Here is a 22,265-nt window from a genome sequence, read left to right on the forward strand (position 1 = left end):
GAGGCGTTGGGTTGCAAAGGGGCATGGGGCGACCTGATTGCGCGCCCTGTTGGGTGTGATTTTCGCAGAGTGGCGGGTGCGCATCGCGCTACAGGATGTGTCAGGTCCCGGGCCTGTGGCGCTCCGTTCAGCCTGTGGAACCTGCAACTGTCTCCCTTGGGGCGGTATGGGGGGGCTCCAACATGGCCATCACTTCGGGTCCATGGCGGTCGTCCACCCGGCTGCTGCGCAGACGCACAAACACGGTGCCGGAGCCGAAATGCTCCAGCGTCTGGTAAGAGGCCGATGCCCGTGCTCCGGTTCCCAGGTGCCCGACGCAGATCTGCCGCAAAGGATCGGGGCTGAGCTCCAGCACCCAGCCTGTCTGGAGAGGGGCGGGCACCTCCAGCTCGATGCCTTCGAGGGTCCGCTGGCCTGGCTGGTTGATGTCCCTGAGCGGCCCGGGCTGTACCTGCTGCAGACGGTGGGCCTTGTGCAGCCAGCCGTCATCGGCATGGTGTTTGGCGAAGTAGATGGCGGCGCCGGCTTCCATCAGGCCCTGCTTGTGGGGGGCGTTGCGCCAGGCGTGGATGGCCTGCGCTTCAGGTGCCATGGCCATGCCCAAGCCCTGGCGGCGCAAGCGCAGGCTGAGATCGGAGTCCTCGAAGTACATGAAGAAACGCGGGTCGAACAGGTCTCCGCCTGCGTCCAGTGCACGGCGGTGCACCATGACCGCGCCACCGGACAGCGCCCGCTGGCGCAGCGGTGCATGGCTGGCTTGCCAGTAGCGCAAGGCCTCAGCCCCCGTGGCGTGGCGAACCCGATCCCGGATGGGGGGCTCCCTGCGTGCGCGCTCGGTGGCCCATGCGCGCACGGCCGTGGGCAGCCAGCTGGGCGGCAGGCGCCACTGCAGGGCCGCATCCAGGAACTGTCGGGGGGCGATCGCTCCAAGCGTGGGGTCGTGGGCAAGTGCTTCGATCAGTGCCGCCGTGCAGCCCTTGACCAGGCGCACATCCGGGTTCACCAGAAAGAAGCAGTCGGCCGAAGAGGCGCGCACGGCCAGATTGCAGCCCCGGCCGAACCCGATGTTCCCCTCGGCGCGATGGCATTGCACTGCCTGCGGGAGCAGTGATCGCAGCAAGGCCCATTCGGCATCGTCATCGCTGTTGTCGACCACGCGCACCTCGATGCCCGGCGCATCCGCCAGCACCGACGCCACTGCCGCCGCAACTTCGGCGGCATCCCGGTAGTTCACCAGAACGGCGCAGCAGCTCAAGCCCATGGGCCCTCCTTGAGCGGGGTGGCGCGAACGAGGAAAGCATAGGTATTCCAGCTTGCCGGATCCGCCTTCAGGCGCGGGGTGTGCGCCCAATGGCTGGCCCAGTCTGCGGGGGCGGGCACCTGGACGCGTTCCAGGTGATCCACCGCAAATCCTGCGCTGGTCAGCATGTCCTGCAGGGTCTTCCAGGTGAAGAAGCGCACATGGGTCACGCAGTGGATGCCCAGCGGGCAGTAGTCCCAGCGCCCCTCGATCAGGTCGGCCATCACGCCCCAGTGGCCCACATTGGGGACGGAGATGAGCACCGATCCGCCCGGCGCCAGCAGGCCCCGGGCCCTCGCCAGCCAGGCGCGTGGGTCGTTGGCATGTTCCAGCACGTCCAGAAAACTGATGCAGTCGAACGCGCCCTGGCCTTGCCTCGGCAGCCCGGCGAACGGCTGCGTGAGAAAGTCGCCCTGCCAAACATGGTCCACCTGGGTGCGTGCGGTGCGGCAGGCCTCTTGCGAATACTCGGCCAGGTGGGTCTCGCAGCCGCGCAGTTCCTTGATGGCCTGCAGGAAGCCGCCTTCACCGCCACCCACATCCAGCACACGGGCCACGCCGGCAGGCAGCAGGGGCAGCATGTCCTCGCGCCGCGCCTGGTGGTAGCTGGCAAAGTCGTGCACGAAGGCACCGGGTACCCACTGGGCGTGGCTGCGCACGGTGCCGGCGCGCACGGCGGCCACCGTGGTCAGCGTCACCAGCGGTACATGCTGGCCACTGTCGGGGAGGAGGGGGAGCTCGCTGGCACCCAGTTGCTCAAGGTAGCGCTCCATGCCGCGCACCGTGCAATAGTCGGGTGCCAGGGCCGGGGGAAAGCCCGGGTCGAAAGCGTGCACCGCCGTGTGCGCATCTTGCGCGTCGTCAAGCGCCCGACCCAGCCGCTCCAGCACATCGGGGCCGATCATGGCGTGGCCATGGCGCAGCAGCAGCACGCGGGCGTTCCCGTCCAGCGGTGCTGCCTCCGGCGCCTGGTCCAAGGCCTGGTGCCATGCCTCTGGGCTGGCCAGCGCGGGCGTTTCCAGCCACACGGTGGGTGGTGGCAGCACGCGGTGCAATTGGTCCCAGCCATGGCGAAATTCTTCCGACGACAGCGGGCTCGACGCGGTGGAGACGATGACCAGGGCAATGGGGGTCATGGGGCTGCCTGTTCCAGGGGGTCAACACCATCGCCCAGCAGCGACTGCGCCATGGCGCGCACGTCGCCGCGCTGCTGAATCGCCACACAGGTGGTCGTCACAGGCAAGTGGGACTCCCACTTGGCTTCGAAGGCCGTGCCGCTGTGTGCAATCCGCTGGGCCGTGGGGCGTGGGAGGGGGGGCTGCGAAGGCGTGTCCGACCAGTGCTCGCAAAAAGCATCCACTGCGGCCGCTTGCTGGCCTGCGGCCTGGGCCTGCAGCACCAGGTCGGTGGCGTAGAAGTCCCATCCCAGCGCGGGATCCATGCGCAGGCCGCTGTCGCTGCGCACCGCCACCAGCAGTTCATCGAGGCTGTCCACCAGGCTGGGCAGTTCCGCAGGGCCGCGCAGCACATGGCCGCGGTCAAGCACGTGGCCCGCGTGGCGTGCCTGTAAGCCCGCGCCGATGACACCGTATGCGCCCACGACGGAAAGCCGGCCCAGCCGCTGTTCGGCCTGCGCGATGGCCTGGCTGAACAATGTGTCCCAGCCCTCGGGCAGCACCACGTCCTGGTGCAGCCATACCACCCAGCGGTGCGGAGGGCTCCCATCCATCACGTCGTTGAAAGCCTCTGCCGCTGAGCTGGCATTCCAGCGCAGCCAAAGAGGGCGCTCGCCCGCCTGCAGGCAGGGGGAGGTCAGCAGCCGCTCGCGGGCCACATCCCAGCGGCTCACGCAAGCCAGGAAAAGGAATTCATCATCATCCACGGAAGAGGTCATGGTTGGAGGTGTCTTTCAGCAGGCCGGGTACAGCGGTAGCAAGTGAGATCCCCACCACCGCGCGGGGTTCACGCGGATGTGTTGCTCCATGAACGCAAAGGCACGTGCATAGGCGGCCTGGGCATCGTCCTGGGGGTCCCACAGCGGTGACAGGGCCACCGAATGCCGACGGCCACCGTGGGCATGGCAGGCAAAGGCCGCCAGCAGGCTGCCCGACTGCGTGGCCAGGCGCAGCGCGCCCTGGGCTACCTTGCGTTGCGCGCCCAGAAAAGGCAGGCACACGCCGGGGCCGTCGGGCGGTGCCGGGGCATCGGCCAGCACCACGACTACGTCGCCCTGGGCCAACATGCGGTAAAAATAGCGCATCGAGGTTTCTGCATCCGCCAGCTTGCCGCCTTGCAGGTGGCGCTCCAGCCCGCTGTACTTCAGCCGGAAATGGGCCCTGATGGCAGGGTGCACACGCGGGTCTTCCGACACGATGGACATGACAGGGTGGACGCGCGTGCCGCGGCTGGCCAGGGCTGCAATACCCAGCACGAAGGTTTCAAGATGCGGTGTCACCAGCACAAGGCCGCGCCCCGGTGGGCGGGTGTTCAGCGTGTCCAGCGCTTGCGCCGCCTCGATGTCGAAATGCGAGAGACCCCGCAATTGCAATGCCCGCGCTTCCATTTCTTCGCGGGCCACGGTTTCGAAGCGCTCCACCACTGCGTCGGCCACTTGTTCGGGCGGCAGGAGCTGTGCCAGGCCCTGTTCGACCATGGCAGCCACATGCCGGTGACCCAGGCTCAGCGAGACCCAGTCACGGTCGTGGCGCGCGTTGATGGCGCCGCGCCAGCGGGCCATGGGATAGGCCAGGGCATCAGGCAACCGTGCCATGGCGGGCACCAGCCAGCCGTACTCGGGCGCCTGCGCCCTGAGACTCCATGGGGACAATGCAGCGGCCGCCGACATGCTCAGCGAAAGTCCGTATCGCCGCCCGTCAGCCACCAGGGCTGGTTACGCAGGGCAGCAGGCACCGCTGGTGCAGTGCGTTGCGTCACGCAGTAGGGGCAGGCGGGTTGTTCGGAGGCCTGTGCCCCATCCGGCGGGGGCGGGAGCGCCTGCAGGTGGCGTACCAAGGGCTGGCTCAGCCAGCTGTTCAAGGCCCTGGCGCCACCGTGCGCGGCCAGCTCGCGGGCGGCAGCCAGCAGGGTGGGAGTGTCCTGCACGGCACCCAGCCAGTCCAGCAGCTCCCAGTCCGCCGCCGCGCCCTGCCCAGGTCGCAGTACCACAGCGCCCAGAATGCGGCGCGAAAAGCGGCCGCGCACCCACCAGCACCGGTACGGTCCATCAGGATGGTTGGCAAAGCGGTGGCGCCACCAGCGCGCGTCGCGCTGGGGTAGCACGAAGCCCTGCGCGGTCTGGCGCAAGGCATCCCACAAGGCATCAAGGCGGGCGTCGGTGTGCGCTGCACTCCAGTCCACGGGGGCGCAGACCCAGGGGCGTTTCCAGAATGGAGTGGGGCAGGAGGGCGTGTTCCACCGCACCTCCAGCACCTCGCCCAGCGGGGTGTACAGGCCGAGCTTTTCACCCAGGCGTGTGTGGCGCGCGCTCGGAAAGCCAAACCCCAATGCAAACCCGCCGGGCGAGCCGATATGGTCGTGCAAAAATGCCTGGGTGGCTGTGGCAAACGGCCCCTGGCGCGACAGAATGCCGCGCGCCTGGACTTTCACCATCACATCGCCCAATTGCACGGCCTGCAGCGGTTGCCCCTCGCAGACCAGCGTTCGGGCTGTTCCTCCGTAATGGGCTAGCAGGGCGCCATCTTCGTCCCGCGTGCCGGTGGCGCACCCCCGTCCGCCGTCGTATTTCCAGCGCCAGAGCGCTTCGCTCATGGGATGGCCGAACACCTGCTCAAACAGGGCGCGGGTCTCGCCCATCTGCGATTCGCCCAGCTCGACGGCATGCCATGGCCGCACGCTCACGCACCGGCTCCGCTGTTCCATTGGTGGGGCAGGCTGACCAATCCCTGCTCCAGCCCGGTCTGCACCACGCGCAGCGTGATCGCGCGCTCCACGACTTCATAGACATGCAGGCCGCGCTCGCACGCCAGGATGATGGACACCGTGTAATCGCCCTTGAGGAGCGGCAGGCGCGGCAGCGTTAGCACGCCCATGCCGGCGCCCGAGGCGTTGCGGGAGAGTTCCACCTTATCGTTGGCGCTTCCAGCGCTGGCCACCACGGTGCCATTGGCGTGGGCGATGCCGATGGCCACCGACGGGCAGGGCAATGCCGGGTCGCTGGCAAAGCGAATGCGCACCTCCAGCGTGGTCACCCCGGAGTGGATGGCCAACTCGCTGGCGGCAACGCCATCAGCCAATGCCTCGATGCCGGTGAGCACGGCAGTGCCGTCCGGCGCCTTGCGCACCAGGGCGCCATCGGCCTTCATGCGGGCTTCAAAGCGATCGGTGTCGCTGGATGGTGCGTCGCCATCCGTGGCGGGCGATGCCGGCTCGGCATCGTGTGCCCCCAGGGTGGACTGCTGGCTGGGAGGGGCTTCCATCACCAGCGAAGTCTCGTAGGCCGCTGTTACCCGTGGTGCATCGTCCCACATGCGCATGCGTCCCCCTTCCAGCCACAGGGCGCGGGAACACAGGGCCTGCACGTGGTACATCGCATGCGAGCAGAACAGGATGGTGGCGCCCTTGTCCTTGAGGTCCATGATGCGGTCGAACGACTTGCGTGCAAACGCGCCATCGCCGACCGACAGCGCCTCGTCGATCACCAGAATGTCGGGCTCCACGCTCGTCGCCACGGCAAACGCCAGGCGCACGAACATGCCGCTGGAATACGTCTTGACCGGCTGGTGGATGAACTGGCCGATGTCGGCAAACGCCAGGATGCTATCCAGCCGCTCGTCCACCTGAGCGCGCCCCATGCCCAGGATGGCGGCGTTCATGTACACGTTCTCGAGCCCGCTGAAATCGGGGCTGAAGCCCGCACCCAGCTCCAGGAGGGCTGCCACACGCCCGCGCACTGCCAGCGAACCCGTGGTTGGGGCCAGCGTGCCACACACCATCTGCAGCAAAGTGGACTTGCCGGCGCCATTGCGGCCCACCAGCCCGACCACCTCGCCGCGGCGGATGTCGAAGCTCACGTCCTGCAGCGCCCAGAAATCGCGGCTGTACTGCTTGTAGCGGCCCCAGAGCAATTGCTTGAGCCGGTCGCTGGGTTGCTCGAACAGCGAAAAGCGCTTACCCACGCCACGGGCCTCGATGGCCAGCGCCGGGGTGGCGTCTGCGGGGGTATCAAACGACATCGGAGAACCCCGTGCGAACCTTGTGGAAGAAAGCGGCGCCCGCAACGGCGATGACCGTGCAGGCCGCCAGCAGCAGCGCCAGGGCCTGCCAGTCGGGCCAGCGGCCATGCAGCAGCACCTCGCGCGTCCCCGTCATGATCCAGGCCAGCGGGTTCAGCAGCAGCCAGGGGCGCACTGCCTCGGGCAGGGCCTCCACCGGAAAGAAGATGGGGCTCAGGAACATCAGCGCGGCCACTACCATGCCCAGCAACTGCCCCACATCGCGCACGTAAGTGCCCACCCCGGCCAGAAGCCAGCCCAGGCCCAGCACCAGCGGCAGCAAGGGCAGCCAGACCAGCGGCAGCGCCAGCATGGTGACGGACAGCCCATGGCCGCTGAGCAATGCCAGGCCGACCAGCAGCAGTCCAGACACCCCCAGCCCCACGGATGCGCTGACCGCATTCACCCAGGGCATGATCTCCAAGGGAAACACCACCTTCTTGACCAGGTGCGGCTGCTCCAGCACCAGGTTGGGCGCGCGGTTCACGCACTCGGCAAAAAAGCCGAAGACCGCCAGCCCCGCGTAGATGCGCAGTGCGAAGGCCATGTTGCCCTCATCCACCCCATACCAGCGCACGCGCATCACGTGGCGGAACACCAGGGTGTACACCCCCAGCATCAGCAGTGGGGTGAGCACCACCCACACCATGCCCAGCCACGACTGGCGGTAGCGTGCATGCACTTCGCGGCGTGCTAGTTGCATCACCAGCGACATGTGGCGCCAGGGCCACAAATACGACAACAAGACTCTCAAGGGCGGTAACCGTAAAACAGGGAGGAAGGCCACCAGGGTTTCCTGCGGAAAGACCCGTGGCAAGAGGTGTCAGGCTTTGGGCGGATCGGCCCGGCCCTCGGCGATATCGCGCATCAGTTCGGGCTGCATCAGCTTGAGAATGTTGCCTTCACGCACCAGAACCTTGTGCAGGAACAGCACCTGAAACGCGCGGGTGACCGTCTCCCGGCTGGCATTGATCATGATGGCCAACTCCTGGTGGGTTGGGGCCTGGGCGACCTCGGCCACCCCGTCGACCGGGCGCTGCGGTAATTGTAAAAGCAATACGCAAAGCCGTTGAAACGGGTTGGGAAGGCTCAGCAGCGTGCGCTGCGCCATCACCGTACGCACCCGCTGCGCCAGCCGGGCCATCACCGCCTGCGCCAGCGCAGGGTGGCCCAGGATCAGCTCGCGCGCCGCTGCGCCATCGAGAAACGCCACCGTGGACTTCACAGCGGCGATGACGAATTCGGACGGAGGCTTGCCATCCACCAGCGCCAACTCGCCGAAATAGTCACCGGGATCGACGAAGTACATGCCCACACTGCGGCCGTCCACCGTGAAATCAACCCCCTGCAGCCGTCCTTCCACCAGAAAACCCAGTTCCTGTGTCGGGTTTTCCTTGCCCATCACCATGGCCCGGCGGGGAAACGAGCGCAATGCCATGCGCGCCGACAGTGGTTCCAGGGCTTCGCGCGCCAACGGCTGCAGCAAAGGAAACTGGCTCAACAACTGAACGGAAACGGGCATAGATAGGGAAAAACGCGGCTTGAGCCGATAATACGAAGCCGCTGAAACACGGTGCCAAACGGGCGCCAGAAGGTGTCGATCCGCTGCGGATCGCGCCATGCACCAGTAGGAGTGTGCCGGGCTGCGCCAAGCAGCACATGGCGGCATTACACCACTGGCAACGCTCCCAGCATATTGCCAGCGCTGCGGCAAGTGGTGTGTGACCGCGCTCACACACTGTGAAACAGACATGAGCGAAAATACAGCGTCAGAGCCATTTCCTGGCCTTGCGCCCCTCTTTGGCGCCGCCAGGCATTCTCTGCTGTCCGAAAGGCACACCATGAACCACCGATTGCTCCCCATTGCCGCCTGCCTTGCCTTTCCCTTGATGGGGATGGGTGGCGCTGTGCATGCCTCCACGCCCGGGCAACCCTTGGGCGCCGTTGTGGGCGAAGCCACGTTTGTCATTGGCGCGGCCTCCATCCTCCAGGAAGACGGCAGCAGCCGTGCCCTGGACCGCGGCGCCGCCGTGCGCGTGGGCGACCGCATCGAAACCAAGGCCGGTGGCCATGTGCACCTGCGCTTTGTGGACGGTGGACGCCTGAGCGTGCGGCCGGCCAGCCGCCTGCACATTGAAAGCTACAGCCATTCTGCCCAGCAGCCACAGTTGGGTGCCATCAAGTTCCGCCTCGATGAAGGCGTGGTGCGCTCCATCACGGGCAGCTGGGGCGAGGCCGCGCGCGAGCGCTTCCGTCTGAACACGCCCGTGGCCGCCATTGGCGTCAAGGGCACGGACTTCGTCGTGCGCTCCGACATGGAGCGCACGGCTGCCTCGGTCTACACCGGCGCCATCACGCTCACTCCGCTGGCCAACAACGGCTGCGGTGCCAGTGTCGGCCCCTGCATCAGCGGCCATGAAAAGCTGCTGTCCGACGACATGAAGGGCCAGATTCTTGAGTACAGCCGGCGCGACGCGACGCCCCTGCTGGTGGCCACCGACACCGTGACGCGCAATGCCCGCGCGGTGGAAATGACGGCGGCACGCACGGACAAGACCCAGTCCCAGGCACTGGACGACCTGCGCGCCGAGCCCACCCCCGTCAAATCGCTCACCAGCGAGCAGAAGGCGGTGGAAGTGGCTGTCTACACGCCCCCGGTAGCGCCTGTGGCGCCACCCCCTCCTCCCGCGCCCGAGCCTCCAGTAACGGTTGCACCCACACCCGTACCGCCCGCGCCGGCGCCTCCTCCTGTGGTGGTTCAGCCCCCTGCACCCGTGCAGCCGCCCCAGGTGACACAGCTGGCATGGGCGCGCCAGTCCTGGACCTCGCGTGTCGAGGGTGATGGTTTTGTGGTGGACTACGAAGCTGCATTGAAGTCGGGCTGGAATCGCGTGGTGGGCAACGTATCCAATGTTCTCTTCCAGGCGCCTGACGCCCAGGGCAAGCTGCCCCAGGAGGGCATTGTCAACTTCCGCCTGGCCAACGCCAGTGCCCAGTTCTACAAGGACGCCCAAACCGCCATTGAATCGGTGGCGGTGCAGAGCGGTGCCTTGCAGGTGGACTTCGGCCGCTCGCTGTTCCAGACCTCGTTGTTCATGGCCAGCAAGAGCGTGGGCTCGCAAAACATACAGGCCTCGGGGAATGTGGGCGCGACGGGGCAGTTCGTCCCCACTGCGTCCAACGCCAACATCACTGGCGCCCTCAATGCGAGCGGCACTGAAGCCGCCTATGGTTTTGAGAAAACCCTGCCCCAAGGTTCGCTCAGTGGCGTAACCCTCTGGGGGCGCTGATTGACGCCACGCCAGCCGCCAGCGGACAGACGTCCGGCAGGACGACACCGGGCGCTGCTGGCAGGTCTGGCAGCCGCTGCCATTGTCAGCCTGTTGCTCTCGCTGCTTTTTGGCCCTGCACTGCAGGCGGTTGAAGAGCGGGCGGGCGACTGGGTCTGGCGCCTGGGTTCTCAGAAGACCGAGGAGCGCCGCGTCCTCGTCGTCGACATCGACGAAAAATCGCTCGCCGAAGTCGGCCCCTGGCCCTGGCCGCGCAGCACGCAGGCACGCCTGATCGAACAGATTGCCCAGTTGGGTGCGCGCGAGCAGATCCTGGACGTGGTCTTCACCGACCCGCGTGACGACGACGCCTCGCTGCTTGCCGCCGTGGCCGAGCACCGGCCGGTGCTGGCGCAGGTGTTTGCGCTGGGCGCATCTGGTCCCGGCACGGGTCTGCCGCAGCTCAGCGAACAGGCCGCTCCGCGCGTGGGTCAGCCCTCGGGCGCGCTCGACTGGGCCAGCTGCCCGGCACCTTTCTCCGAGGCGCTGGGGCACCTGTCCAACTTCCCGGCGCTGGCCGCGCTGGGAGACATGCCGCAAGGGCGCACCGGCCACATCAGCCCCCGCATTGCGGACGATGGCGTGGTGCGCCACCAGCCGGCCATCATCTGCTGGCAAGGCAAGTCCTACCCCTCGCTGGCCATCGCTTCGCTGATGCGCGCCACCTCCGAAACCAGCCTGCTGCTGCAGCGCGGCGGCTGGTGGGACGCGCCCTGGACCCTGGGCAGCGCTGGCCAGGCGCTGCCTGCGCTACCCCTCGATGAGCGGGGCAACATGCGTGTGGCCTGGCGCCTGCACCCCGACAGTTTCGTGAGCATTCCTGCCGCCGACGTGCTGGCCGGCCGGGTGCCGACTGACATCATGACCGGCGCGTGGGTGTTGGTGGGCGCCAGTGCCTTCGGCATGAACGACACCATTGCCACCCCCTACAGCGGTGCCAGTGCCGGGTTGCTTGCGCATGCCCAGATCCTGAGCGCCCTTGTGGACGGGCACACGCCCTACACCCCGCGTGCCGCGCTGCCCCTGCAGGCGGTGGCCGCGGCACTGGGCGCGCTGCTGTTGTGGTTGCTGGTGCGGCTGGCCGGGCAGGGCGGCAGCGCTGCCCGCGAGGCCCAGTCACTCACGCCCTCGCCCATGCTGCGCATGCCGGTGTACCTGCTGCCCCTGGCAGCCCTGGCCTTTGCCCTGGCACTGGTCGTTGCGCATGCCCTGGCCCTGTGGCTGGCCGATGTATGGGTGGGCTGGCTGCTGCCCGCACTCTTCGTGCTGCTGGCGGGCGTGTTTGCCGGCACCATCGAGCACGCCCGCAGCCGCAGCGAGCGCGACCGCCTCTACCAGCACCTGGCCAGCTACCTGCCGGCACCTGTGGCCGCGGCGTTGGCGCTGCAGCCGCCATCAAGCGCCATCCGCGCCAGCACGCGGCAGGTCAGCGTGCTGCTGGCAGACATTCGCAATTTCTCCGCCTACTGCGAAGCCCGCCCGCCCGAGGAAGCTGCAGCCGTGCTGCACGCCTTCTTCTCTGCCGCCAGCCGCATCGTGCAGGCGCACGGGGGCGTCATCGAGTCCTTCCAGGGCGATGCCGTCCTTGCCGTGTGGAATGGGGCAGACGACGTCCCCCTGCCGTCGGCCACCGACGAGCAGCACGCCCAGATCCACTCACGGCAGGCAGTCGCCGCCGCGCTCGACCTGCTCACGGAATCCCTCAAGCTGCTGCCCGACCCCGCGCCTGCGGGCCTGGAACCTCTGAGCCTGGGGCTGGGTCTGGAGACAGGCCCTGCCATGGTGGGCTCCTTCGGCCTCGCCAGCCGCCGCACCCACACGGTCATGGGCCGCACCATCACCATTGCCAGCCGCCTGGTCGACCTGACGGTGGACCTGGCGCACCCCATCCTGGTCGGCGAAGGCATGGCCGCGCAGCTGGGCGGGCAGTTCTCTTTGGGCGCACGGGCCGGTGGCAGCGGCACCCAGGAAACCCAGCACCTGCAGTCCATGGGCACCTTCCTGCTCGAAGGCCTGCGCGTGCCCCACCATATATATGCAGTGCCCCTGGACACCCTGGTGGCCGAGCACCCGCCTGCACCGGGGGATGACCAGGCGGACCAACCCACAGCCCATGGCACAGCGTAGGCGGCACTTCCATTTCTCTGCCGAATCCTGCGCAGCATCCACCCCCCCGGGTTCAATGCCCCGCACGGTGTGGATGCTTGCCATGGCCCTGTGCGCCGCCGCGGCGGCGCAGGCACAGCAGCCTCGGGCACCTCTTGCACAGGGGCAGGGCAGTGCCCTGCCTCCGCTGTCGGCACCGGCGCAGGAGATGGCGCCTGCGTTCAACGTCCCCCAGGTGCCGCCAGCAGGTGCAGAACCCAGCGCCGCGCAGGCCGCTGCGGCTGCCGTGTGCGTCCCCGTGCCCGACGGTACGCCTGCCGACCGCCTGACCCCTTATGTGATCACCTGCCAGCGGGTGCCCGAATGGCTGGCCCAACTGGGCGCCCTGCTCAACAAGGAGGGTCGCTACGACGAGGCCGCCGAGCACCTGGAGCGCTCACTCATGCTGGAGCCCGACCAGATCCAGGCCGGGCTCGATTACGCCGTGGCCCTGGCTGGCGTGGGTGACCTGCTCAGCGCCACCCAGTTGCTGGGCCAGTGGCTGGCCCGCCCCGATCTGCCCGACACCCTGCGCGCCAGCCTGGCCCAGGCCCAGCAGCGCTATGCCGCCGCAGGCCGGGCCAGCACCGGCTGGCAGTGGCGCCGCCACGCCGGCCTGCGGCTGGGGCGCGACAGCAACCTCGCCGGCGCCCCCGGCATCACCAGCCTCACGCTCACTCTGCCCACCGGCAACGTCACCCTGCCGGTGGAAGAAGCCAGCCTCCCGCGCCCCGGCATCTATACCCGCGCCGACGTGCGCATGGACCTGGCGCGCCAATGGGCCGACGGCCAGCGCGTGGAAGTGGCCGCTGCCGTGCTCTCCCGCTCCAGCCCCCGTGCCCCGCAGACTGAAACCACCCAGGCCGAACTGGCGGGCGAATACTCCCGCGTGGCCGGAGAAATCGGCTCTGCTGGCGACACCACCCTGCTGCAGCACTACACAGGTGCCGCCATGGCCAGCCTGCACACACGTGGTGGCACACGTTACGCAAGCTTTCATCTGGGCTCGGGCCTGCAGTTGCAAGACAAATACATGCCCAGCAACGGCCCTGGCCTGGCTGGCAAAACTGAAATGTCGTCCATCTGCAACACCCGCGTGGGCGCAGAGGCGCAGCTGCGCAACCTGTACAGCAACCCCGTGCTGTCAGGGCGCTATGCCGGCGTGGCCCTGCAGTGGAGCTGCAATGCGCAGCCCCAGCAGGTGCTCGCAGACAGCCTGGGCCTGAGCGTCAGCCAATGGCAGATAGGCCTGCGCGCCGGGGTGGACATGCCCACCGACGCCACCCGCCCCGGCGGCCGCCAGCAGCAATACAGCCTGCGCGCTGCCGCCCACCTGGGGCCCCGCTGGTACGTCGATGCCGAGCTGGGCCACAACCGCGACACCACAGCCTACAGTGCCATCCTCGACAACGGGCGCGTGCGCAACACCACCCGCGTGTCCATGCGCGCCGAGTACCAGCACCCCCTGCGCCAACTGGCGCCGGGTGCCGTGGCGGTATTCGGCTTCGAAGGCTTCCGGCAGACCGCCAACCTGCCTCTGTTCGCCATCCGTAGCAGTGGGCCGTATATCGCCATCCGCGGGCAGTGGTAGCTGGCAGGGGGCTGCTTGGGGTGCTGCCCCCTGCGTGCCCTGGGTAATGGCCGGCGCGTCTGGTTACCCGGGCGTTGCCGCCCATGCGTGCTCTGCCCAGCCGCCCCTGGTTGTTGGCCTGCTGCAACATAGAGGGCCGCGCAGCGGCGTCGCCCACAAGCGCACAGTACTTGTGATCCGCGTCACGCCCCTTCCGGTGGGTTGCTTGCTACACTTCATCCCAAGTTGGCTAGGCATTGCTCTTGATTCGCTGGCATTTTTTTAAAAGTGCGTGTGATAATGCCAGAGCAAACTTGTAAAGATGGGGCTGAACTGGCACGCACGGCAGACAAGCGTGGTGCACTAGACGGGCTGGCCTTGCTTTAGCAACTTGTTTTCATTTTTCAACTGTTAATAGGAAGTTTCAAATGCCTAAGCAAATTTTTGGTATCGACTCGACTGTGACTTCGCTGAACCGCGCGTTCAACGACCAGTCGCCTGCCAACTCCGTGTACAACAACCAAGTGACGCAAGCCACTGCAGTTGGCGCGAACCAGTTCGCTCTGACTTTCGGCGCTGGCTACACCAGCATGACGGAAGACGCTCTGTCCACCAAGATCCTGGGCAACCTGGGCGTGCTGCCTAACGCCGGCCTGCAAGCCGCAGTCAAGGACTACCTGGTTTCCGTGGGCAAGGCAAACGTCGGTATCGTTGCCCTGCAACTGGCTGACATCCTGGCCGGCCTGGAAACCGCCACGGGCGACCAAGCAGCTTTCAACGCCGCTGCCCTGGCATGGAACAACGAAGTGACCGCTTCGTACACCTACTCGGCCAACCCAGCCAACACCAGCGCTTCGCCTGTCGGCCCAACCGACACGCAAGTGACCGGCGTGACCCTGTCCCTGACTTCCGGCGACGACTTCGTGTCGCCAGCCGCTTCGGAAGCCAAGTTCAAGACCACCGGCAACAACGACACCATCCTGGCAACCACCGCTGGTTTCCTGTCGGCTACCGACGTGGTTGACGGCGGCGCTGGCGTTGACACGCTGAAGGCCACGCTGGCTGCTGCCGCTACGGTTGCTCCTACGCTGCAAAACATCGAAAAGGTGTTCGTCACCGCTGGTGCTGGTGCCAAGTTCACCGCTTCCGGCGCTACCGGCCTGACCGAGCTGTGGGTTGACGCTGCTGGCGGCGCTGCCGAATTCTCCGGCGTGAACCTGGCTACCACCGTTGGTGTCCAGAATTCCGTTGCTGGCGGCGTTCTGAAGGTCGGTTTCTCTGGTGCTACCGGCGCTGCTGACTCGGCCAGCATCGTGCTGGCTGATGCTACCGGTAACGACGACGTCCAAGTGACCGCCATCGAAACCCTGAACGTGAAGAGCACGGCTGGTACCGTGGCCGCCACGACCGTCAACAACGCCAAGATCACTGCTGATCTGGCTGAAAAGATCGTCATCACCGGCGACCAAGGCCTGACCACCACCGTGACCGGCGCCAACGTGACCTCGATCGACGCATCGGCACTGACCAAGGCTCTGGGCCTGACGTTCGCTACCACGGGCTCGACGGCTGTTTCCATCACCGGCGGTGTGGGCGCTGACACGTTCACCATCAATGACGCTTCTGGCGCCAAGGTGACCTTGGTGGGCGGCGACGGCGCTGACACCGTGACCATCGGTGCATACAACGCTCACAAGATCACGCTGGGTGCCGGTGCTGACACGGTGAACGTTGGTGGTCTGGCTGGCGCTGCTGCCAAGGACCTGGACATCAGCACGGCTGCCAAGCTGGCCTCGTCCGCCATCGAAGTCACCGACTTCGTGAGCGGTACCGACGTGATCAAGCTGACCGCTGCTGCTGCAACCGTCAAGGCTACGCCTACCGGTACGGAACTGGCCAACATCGCCGCTTCGTCGTCGCTGCTGACCGCCGCTCAACTGGCTGCCACCACTGCTGGTACGAACAAGGCTATCGCGTTCCAGTTCGGCGCTGACACCTACATCCTGGTGACGGATCTTGCTACCCCAGGCCTGGATGCAAACGACAGCCTGATCAAGCTGACCGGCGTGACTACGCTGGCTGACGCTTCGTGGACCTCGGCCTAATAAGCCAAGAAGGCGGCCTGCAAGGCTTGGCGTTTCGCTGAGCCACTGCAAGCGGCTTTCTTCAAAGCCCCCCAGGCGAAAACCTGGGGGGCTTTTTCATTTGGTTAGCGCTGGCTTGCCAGCGTGTTGGTCAACACAGGTCGATTCGTCGCGGCTTTATGAAACAGGCTTTCGCGGCTGCTTGCAGTTCTGGCACGTAGGTGGATGGGTTGCCCTGTGATGTACGAGAACGTTTTCTCCACTTCCGGCGTTGCCTCATCCTGGATGTGTGCTGCGTGGTGCTCACAAGCGACACGGAGCCGCAGCCATGAATATCAGCGGGCATTCTTATCTGGCGTGACAACAAGAATATAAATGTGAATGGTTATCATTACGTGCGATAATAAATGTGCAAACCTGTAACAAAAAAGGACTTCTCAGTGCCTGCCGGCCCACCGGCTTAGCCAGGTTTGCGCCACTCTTTATTGCACTCACTGTTCCCAGAGGATTCAATGCCCGTCCAAATTTTTGGCACCGACGCAATCGTCACCACGCTCAACCGTGCGCTCAACGACCAGTCTCCCGCATACGCCGTGTACAACAACCAGGTGGCACAGGCTACCTCGGTGGGCGCCAGCGCGTTTGCCCTGTCGTTCGGCACCGGCTTCACCACGCTGACCGAAGACCAGCTGTCCACCAAGCTGCTCACCAACCTGGGCGTGCTGCCCAACGCAGCTTTGCAAACGGCTCTCAAGGATTACCTGGTGCAAGTGGGCAAGGCCAACATTGGTATCGTTGCCCTTCAACTGGGCCAGATCCTGTCGGGCCTGGAAAACGCGACCGGCGACCAGGCTGCCTTCAGCGCAGCTGCCGTGGCGTGGAACAACGAAGTCACCGCCTCGTACACCTACTCGGCCAACCCGGCCAGCACCAGCGCTTCTCCGGTGGGTTCCACCGACACGGCGGTGACAGGCGTGACCCTGTCGCTCACCTCGGGTGATGACTTCATCTCGCCAGCCGCTTCGGAAGCCAAGTTCAAGACCACGGCCAACAACGACACCATCCTGGCCAGCACGTCGGGCTTTCTGGGCAGCAGCGATGTGATCGATGCAGGCGCGGGCGTGGACTCTCTGAAGGCCACGTTGACAGCCGCCGGTGCGGATGCCCCTGGTGGTGGCGTAGGCACTCCTGGTGCGGGCTTCACGATTGCGCCCACGCTCAGCAACGTCGAGAAGGTCTACATCAAGGCCAATGTGAGCGGTGGCGCCGGCAATGCAGGTGCCGGCGACGACGGCGGCGCGGGCGGCAACATCATCGTGAATGCCGCAGCCTTTACTGGCACGACCGAACTGTGGTCTGACGGATCTACCGCCGCAGCAGGCAAGGCCGGCATTGCAGGCCTTGGCGGTGCCGCCGGCAGCATCACATTCTCTGGCATCAAGCTGGGCATGCAAGTCGGGGTGACCGGTAGCTCGGCGTCCGCAACTTTCGACTTCGCGGGTGCCTCGGGCGCGGCCGATGCTGCCACCGTGGCCCTTGCCAGTGCAACGGGCGGCGCAACCCTCACGGTGGGCAGCATCGAGAACCTCACGGTGAACTCCGTTTCGGGCACCAACAACGTGGTCATTGCAGCCAACCTGGCCGAAAAGGTGACGATCACGGGTGCCGGCGCTCTGACCGCCACCGTGACCGCTGCCAATGCCACCGTTGTCGACGCATCGGCACTGACCAAGGCCCTGGGCCTGACGTTCACCACCACCGGCACGACGGCTGTGGCCGTCACCGGCGGTATGGGCGCTGACACGTTCAACATCACCGGCACGCTGGATGCCAAGGTGACCCTGGTTGCTGGCGACGGTGCTGACACGGTCAACATCAACGCACAAACTGCGAACAAGATCACCCTGGGTGCTGGCGCTGACACGCTGAACATCACGGGCCTGGCTGGCGTTGGCGCCAAGGACCTGGACATCAGCACGGCTTCCAAGCTGGCTGCTTCCGCAGTGGAAGTGACCGACTTCGTGAGCGGTACCGATGTGCTGAATCTGACTGCAGGTTTCGGCAAGGCTGCACCTACGGGCACGGAATTGGCCAATATTGCAGCTTCGTCGTCGCTGCTGACCGCCGCTCAACTGGCTGCTACCACGGCTGGTGTTTCCAAGTCGATCGCGTTCCAGTACGGCGCTGACACCTACATCCTGGTGAACGATGCTGCTGCTGGCCTGTCTGTCAACGACAGCCTGATCAAGCTGACTGGCGTGGTCACCCTGTCGGGCGCTTCGTGGACCTCGGTCTGATAGGTCAAGAAGGCAGCCTGCAAGGCTTGGCGTATCGCTGAACCACTGCAAGCGGCTTTCTTCAAAGCCCCCCAGGCGAAAGCCTGGGGGGCTTTTTTCATGGGTGGCTCTGAAGCCGTAGCCCGGTGTTTGCCGTTGAGGCTGGTACGCTGTGCACCCTCGCCGTTTGATTCCAGCCCATGTCGTCCACCGCCGCCCATCCGATCTACGCCCGCCTTGCACAGCTTTTTCAGGAGCGCGCGTTTGCACCGTGCCTGGCCCAGGCGCAGGCGCATGTGGCGCAGCACGCACAGGACGCCATGGCCTGGGGCTGGGTGGTGCGCTCTGCCTTCGCGCTGGGCAATGGCACCCAGGCCCTGCGGGCAGCCCAGCGGGTGTGCGCGTTGGTGCCCGGCGATGCACAGGCCTGGACCACACTCGGTGATGTGCGGCGCCATCTGGGGCAACTGGACGAGGCCTTGGTGGTCTTTCAGCACGCGCTGCAACTGGTGTCTGCCGTAGCGCCGCCCACGGGCCAGTCGCAGGCGGTGCTTGCCGTGCTTTCCAACAAGGTCGGCGACGTGCTCTACACACAGGGGCAATTCGAGCAGGCACACAAAGCCTTTGCGCAGGCGGTTCACCTCGCTCCGCGCTTTGGCCAGGCGTGGTTCCATCTGGGCATTGCCCACATGGCGTTGGGCCAGTATGCCGAAGCACAGCCACCGCTGGCGCAGGCCTTGGCCCATGGCCACCCGCCTGCACAGGTGCAATCTGCATTGGGTGCTGTCTTCATGGAGCTCGGGGCGCACCGGCAGGCCCACGCCGCGTTGTCGCAGGCCCTTTCGCTGCAGCCCGAGGACACCATGGTGCTCAACAACCTCAGCATTGCCAGCCAGAACCTGGGCTTGCTGGCCGAGGCCGAGGCATTGATACGCCGCAAGCTGGCGCTCCTGGAGCACGATGTCAGCGGCTGGATCAATCTGGGCAACGTGCTGCGCGCACAGGGTCGCCCCGGCGAGGCGGCCGCAGCTTTTGATAGGGCCATGTCGCTCGAGCCCGGCAACGTGACCGCACTGATCGCCATGGGCTTGCAGGCACATGAATCGCAAGCCCTGGCGAGCGCGCGCCGCTACCTCAGCGACGCGGTGGCGAGCCCCTCTGCAAGCCCCGCGCAAAAGCTTGATGCCATGGTAGAGCTGGCTTCCCTGCACGCCACGCTGGGTGAACATGAAGGGGCCGAAGCGCTGTTCATGCAGGTGCTGGCCGCCAGACCTCGCGAGCGCAAGTACTGGAGCAAATGGCTTTTTGCCCTGAACAACCACCCGCACAAAAGCCCGCAGCAGATCATGGCGCAGTACCAGGCCTTTGAATCCCATTGCTTTGCCCCGGTGCCACAGCCCGTGGCCAACCCACTGCCCGCGCAGGGGATAGAGATGGCGATGAGTCGGCGCCTGCATATTGGTTATGTGTCAGCCGATTTCACGCAGCACGCGGTACGCCACTTTCTGCTGCCCTTGCTGGCCCACCATGACCGCAGCCGCTTCGAGGTATCGGCCTTTGCCAACATGTCGGGCCCGACCGAGGTGCTGCCGGCCTACCAAGGCATGGCAGAGCACTGGCATTTCATCAAGGGCATGACCGACCAGGAGGTGGCCGAGCTGGTGCGCGCCAGCGGAGTGGATGTGCTGGTGGACCTTTCGGGCCAGACCGGAGGCAACAGGCTCGATGTGTTCGCGCTCAAACCGGCGCCGGTGGCCGTGTCGTGGATGGGGTTTGGCTCTACCACGGGCCTTAGCGCCATTGACTACTTCCTGACCGACAGGCATGCCGTGCCAGCACAGGATAGTGCCTATTTTGCCGAGACACCCTGGCGGCTGGACCGACCCTACCTGGCCTACCGGCCGGCGCCGGGCATGGGCGACCCCGGGCCTTTGCCCGCGTTGGCCAACGGCCATGTGACGTTTGCCTCGCTCAGCCGGTCCATTCGCTTCAATGACGGATTGCTCGACGCCTGGGCACAGCTGCTGGCACGGGTGCCGGGCTCGGTGCTGCTGCTGGACAGCAAGAACATGGGCGATGCCGATCTGGTGCACCAAACCCAGGCGCGGTTCGCGGCGCGGGGCATTGCGGCCGAGCGCATTCAGTGCGGTTTTCGCAGCCCGCCATGGGACGTGCTGCGCGGGGTGGACATTTCGCTGGACTGCTTTCCGCACAACAGCGGCACCACGCTGTTCGAGTCGCTGTACATGGCCGTGCCTTATGTGACGCTGAGCGGGCGGCCTGGCGTGGGGCGCCTGGGCGCTGCCATTTTGCACGGCGTGGGGCGGCCCGAGTGGGTGGCCCACACCGTGCAGGAGTATGTGGACAAGGCGGTGGCGCTGGCCAGCGACCTGCCCAGGCTGGCCCAGGTGCGCGCCAGCTTGCGCGACGAAATGGGGGCCAGCCCCCTGATGGACGAGGCCGGCTTTGCCCGCTCGGTGGAGGAGGCGTACACCTGTATGCTCGAAAGCCGTGGTCAAGGCGTGCGGGCTGAAAGTGGCTTTTGGCCTGACGCCGCGATGCGTTGAACGTTGCTTGCGCACGTATCGTTGCTGCAGCCTCGCATGGGGCGCGATGGCGCGTGTAAAAATGCAGGCCTTCAACAAGGAGTGGCACCGCATGTCAGACTGGACCGCCGGCTACGTGGCCGACATTGGCTATACCTATGGCTACTACCCCGAGCTCAACCCGCTGCGGGTCAAACTGGCATTTCTGAACCAGGGCCTGGTGTTTCCCGACGTGGGCACCGCCTGCGAGCTGGGCTTTGGCCAGGGCCTGAGCGTGGGCATGCATGCGGCGGCCAGCGTGGTCGAGTGGCATGGCACGGACTTCAACCCTGCGCAAGCCGGTTATGCCCAGCAACTGGCCGCTGTGTCCGGCTCGGGGGCGCGCCTGTACGACCAGGCCTTTGACGAATTTGCCCGCCGCACCGACCTGCCGCAGTTCGATTACATCGGCCTGCACGGCATCTGGAGCTGGATCAGCGACGAGAACCGGGCCGTGATTGTGGAGTTCATCCGCGCGCGGCTCAAGGTGGGCGGCGTTCTGTACATCAGCTACAACACCTTGCCCGGCTGGGCGGCCTTTGCGCCCATGCGGCACCTGCTGTCGCAGCATGCGGCCGTGATGGGTGCCGAGGGCAATGGCACCCTGAACCGCATCGACGGTGCGGTGGATTTTGCCGAGAAGCTGCTGGCCACCAACCCGCTCTACAGCCGGGTGAACACGAGCATCGCGGACCGCATGACCCGCCTCAAGACCATGCCCAAGCAGTACCTTGCGCATGAGTATTTCAACCGCGACTGGATGCCCATGCACTTTGCCACCATGGCCGAGTGGCTGGAGCCTGCCAAGCTGCAGTTTGCCTGCACGGCCCACCCGTCGGAGCAGGTCGACGCGCTCAACCTCAATGCCGAGCAGCAGCAGTTTTTGAAGAGTATCCCCGATGCCAACCTGCGCGAGAGCACGCGGGATTTCATCGTCAACCAGCAGTTTCGGCGTGACTACTGGGTCAAGGGCGCGCGCAAGCTCAATGCCATTGACCAGGCCGAAGCGCTGCGCCTGATCAAGGTGGTGCTGGTGGCCTACCGCCCGGATGTGTCCCTCACGATGACGGGCGGGGTGGGCGAGGTTACGCTGACTGAAGCAATCTATGCCCCTCTGCTCGACCTGCTGGCCGACCACAAGCCGCGCACGCTGGGGCAAATTGAGCAAGCCCTGCAGGGCAAGGGCATCAGTTTTGCGCAAATTCAGCAGAGCGTGATGGTTCTGGCCGGCGCCGGGCATCTGGCCCCCGCGCAGGACGACACGGTGGCGCCCAAGCTGCGCAAGGCCACCGACAAGCTCAACACCTGGCTGGCCAATCAGTCGCGGGGCAGCAACGATGTGGGCTTTCTGGCCAGCCCGGTGACGGGCGGTGGCATTGCGGTCAGCCGTACGCACCAGTTCTTTTTGCTCGCGCTGGCCCAGGGCAAGAAGCAACCGGCCGAGTGGGCGCAACTGGCGTGGCAGATTCTGAGCCTGCAAGGGCAAAAGTTGGTCAAGTCCGGACAGGCGCTGGAAACCCCGGAGGAGAATCTGGCCGAGCTGATTGAGCTGGCCAACGCCTTCGCGCAAAAGCAGGTGCCCATGCTCAAGGCTCTGCAGGTGATCTGACCGAGACGCGGTGGCAGGTGGGTAGCCGGTCCGCGGCGATCAACCGGGCCCATAGCTTCATCGGCGCAGCACCGAGCCCGTCCAGAGAGGCGGTGGCACGGCTGCGCGCCTGCCAGGCATGGCGGGCAGCAAATTC

At 66.0% G+C, this 22,265-nt stretch carries 15 protein-coding genes; 7 read left to right on the forward strand and 8 right to left on the reverse strand.

The genetic code is table 11. From position 1 onward, the window contains the following. Window positions 1-127 precede the first annotated feature (127 nt). From ACSQ3Y_RS05630 to ACSQ3Y_RS05665, 8 genes are all read right to left on the reverse strand, one after another. Window positions 128-1,261, reverse strand: a complete 1,134-nt coding sequence (locus tag ACSQ3Y_RS05630) for a glycosyltransferase family 2 protein (protein ID WP_436176675.1) — start codon at window positions 1,259-1,261, stop codon at window positions 128-130. Next, window positions 1,252-2,436, reverse strand: coding sequence for a class I SAM-dependent methyltransferase (locus ACSQ3Y_RS05635; protein WP_436176676.1), 1,185 nt, complete (start codon window positions 2,434-2,436; stop codon window positions 1,252-1,254). Before ACSQ3Y_RS05635 ends, ACSQ3Y_RS05630 begins: the two co-directional genes overlap by 10 nt. Continuing rightward, window positions 2,433-3,194, reverse strand: coding sequence for a hypothetical protein (locus ACSQ3Y_RS05640; RefSeq protein ID WP_436176677.1), 762 nt, complete (start codon window positions 3,192-3,194; stop codon window positions 2,433-2,435). The genes ACSQ3Y_RS05635 and ACSQ3Y_RS05640 overlap by 4 nt, the downstream gene beginning before the upstream one ends. A 15-nt stretch (window positions 3,195-3,209) precedes the next feature. Continuing rightward, a complete protein-coding gene (locus ACSQ3Y_RS05645) occupies window positions 3,210-4,070 on the reverse strand; it encodes an LpxL/LpxP family acyltransferase (RefSeq protein ID WP_436176678.1) in 861 nt (286 codons plus the stop codon). A gap of 77 nt (window positions 4,071-4,147) precedes the next feature. Next, window positions 4,148-5,158 (reverse strand): hypothetical protein, encoded by a 1,011-nt coding sequence (locus tag ACSQ3Y_RS05650; protein WP_436176679.1) that lies wholly within the window; start codon window positions 5,156-5,158, stop codon window positions 4,148-4,150. Continuing rightward, complete coding sequence (locus tag ACSQ3Y_RS05655; RefSeq protein WP_436176680.1) at window positions 5,155-6,492, reverse strand: ABC transporter ATP-binding protein; 1,338 nt, start codon at window positions 6,490-6,492, stop codon at window positions 5,155-5,157. The genes ACSQ3Y_RS05650 and ACSQ3Y_RS05655 overlap by 4 nt, the downstream gene beginning before the upstream one ends. Continuing rightward, window positions 6,482-7,234: an ABC transporter permease gene (locus tag ACSQ3Y_RS05660; RefSeq protein ID WP_436176681.1), complete on the reverse strand. Its 753-nt coding sequence runs from the start codon at window positions 7,232-7,234 to the stop codon at window positions 6,482-6,484. The genes ACSQ3Y_RS05655 and ACSQ3Y_RS05660 overlap by 11 nt, the downstream gene beginning before the upstream one ends. Before the next feature lie 120 nt (window positions 7,235-7,354). Beyond that, entirely contained in the window at window positions 7,355-8,053 is a 699-nt protein-coding gene (locus ACSQ3Y_RS05665) for a Crp/Fnr family transcriptional regulator (RefSeq protein ID WP_162261372.1), read from the reverse strand. Window positions 8,054-8,372: 319 nt separating this feature from the next. Between ACSQ3Y_RS05665 and ACSQ3Y_RS05670 the strand changes: the two genes are divergently transcribed. The 7 genes from ACSQ3Y_RS05670 to ACSQ3Y_RS05700 all read left to right on the forward strand — a co-directional run bounded on the left by ACSQ3Y_RS05670 (window position 8,373) and on the right by ACSQ3Y_RS05700 (window position 22,129). Next, a complete protein-coding gene (locus tag ACSQ3Y_RS05670; protein ID WP_436176682.1) occupies window positions 8,373-9,821 on the forward strand; it encodes a FecR family protein in 1,449 nt (482 codons plus the stop codon). Window positions 9,822-9,914: 93 nt separating this feature from the next. Continuing rightward, on the forward strand, window positions 9,915-11,987 hold the full coding sequence (locus ACSQ3Y_RS05675) for a CHASE2 domain-containing protein (protein WP_436176683.1): 2,073 nt from the start codon (window positions 9,915-9,917) through the stop codon (window positions 11,985-11,987). 55 nt (window positions 11,988-12,042) lie between these two features. Further along, window positions 12,043-13,596, forward strand: a complete 1,554-nt coding sequence (locus ACSQ3Y_RS05680) for a tetratricopeptide repeat protein (protein ID WP_436176684.1) — start codon at window positions 12,043-12,045, stop codon at window positions 13,594-13,596. Between the two features lie 407 nt (window positions 13,597-14,003). Further along, window positions 14,004-15,680 carry a hypothetical protein gene (locus ACSQ3Y_RS05685; protein ID WP_436176685.1) on the forward strand — a complete coding sequence of 559 codons (1,677 nt, stop codon included), beginning with the start codon at window positions 14,004-14,006 and terminating at the stop codon, window positions 15,678-15,680. A 491-nt stretch (window positions 15,681-16,171) separates the two neighbouring features. Further along, entirely contained in the window at window positions 16,172-17,956 is a 1,785-nt protein-coding gene (locus ACSQ3Y_RS05690) for a bluetail domain-containing putative surface protein (protein WP_436176686.1), read from the forward strand. A gap of 179 nt (window positions 17,957-18,135) precedes the next feature. Continuing rightward, window positions 18,136-20,502: a tetratricopeptide repeat protein gene (locus ACSQ3Y_RS05695; RefSeq protein ID WP_436176687.1), complete on the forward strand. Its 2,367-nt coding sequence runs from the start codon at window positions 18,136-18,138 to the stop codon at window positions 20,500-20,502. 91 nt (window positions 20,503-20,593) lie between these two features. After that, on the forward strand, window positions 20,594-22,129 hold the full coding sequence (locus ACSQ3Y_RS05700) for a class I SAM-dependent methyltransferase (RefSeq protein ID WP_436176688.1): 1,536 nt from the start codon (window positions 20,594-20,596) through the stop codon (window positions 22,127-22,129). The last annotated feature ends 136 nt before the right edge of the window (window positions 22,130-22,265 follow it).

The sequence above is a fragment of the Acidovorax sp. LjRoot66 genome, assembly GCF_964253305.1.
Taxonomy (GTDB): Bacteria; Pseudomonadota; Gammaproteobacteria; order Burkholderiales; family Burkholderiaceae_C; genus Acidovorax.